The sequence below is a fragment of the Franconibacter helveticus LMG 23732 genome, from assembly GCF_000463115.2.
Classification (GTDB): Bacteria; Pseudomonadota; Gammaproteobacteria; order Enterobacterales; family Enterobacteriaceae; genus Franconibacter; species Franconibacter helveticus.
This window is the reverse complement of record NZ_AWFX01000022.1, coordinates 1-713: the sequence shown is the minus strand read 5'-3', so window position 1 is coordinate 713 and position 713 is coordinate 1. Positions and strand designations below refer to the sequence as shown.

1 protein-coding gene is annotated in these 713 nt (G+C 54.1%); it reads right to left on the bottom strand.

Annotation, left to right across the window (positions count from 1 at the left end; all coding sequences use genetic code 11):
* Positions 1–15: 15 nt before the first annotated feature.
* A protein-coding gene (locus tag DW56_RS06105) for an IS1-like element IS1A family transposase (RefSeq protein WP_103215986.1) occupies positions 16–713 on the bottom strand; the annotation gives its coding sequence in 2 pieces (ribosomal slippage) (positions 16–464 and positions 464–713; 699 coding nt in all).

Below are 713 nucleotides of genomic sequence, written 5' to 3'. Positions count from 1 at the left end.
GGTAATGACTCCAACTTATTGATAGTGTTTTATGTTCAGATAATGCCCGATGACTTTGTCATGCAGCTCCACCGATTTTGAGAACGACAGCGACTTCCGTCCCAGCCGTGCCAGGTGCTGCCTCAGATTCAGGTTATGCCGCTCAATTCGCTGCGTATATCGCTTGCTGATTACGTGCAGCTTTCCCTTCAGGCGGGATTCATACAGCGGCCAGCCATCCGTCATCCATATCACCACGTCAAAGGGTGACAGCAGGCTCATAAGACGCCCCAGCGTCGCCATAGTGCGTTCACCGAATACGTGCGCAACAACCGTCTTCCGGAGCCTGTCATACGCGTAAAACAGCCAGCGCTGGCGCGATTTAGCCCCGACATAGCCCCACTGTTCGTCCATTTCCGCGCAGACGATGACGTCACTGCCCGGCTGTATGCGCGAGGTTACCGACTGCGGCCTGAGTTTTTTAAGTGACGTAAAATCGTGTTGAGGCCAACGCCCATAATGCGGGCAGTTGCCCGGCATCCAACGCCATTCATGGCCATATCAATGATTTTCTGGTGCGTACCGGGTTGAGAAGCGGTGTAAGTGAACTGCAGTTGCCATGTTTTACGGCAGTGAGAGCAGAGATAGCGCTGATGTCCGGCGGTGCTTTTGCCGTTACGCACCACCCCGTCAGTAGCTGAACAGGAGGGACAGCTGATAGAAACAGAAGCCAC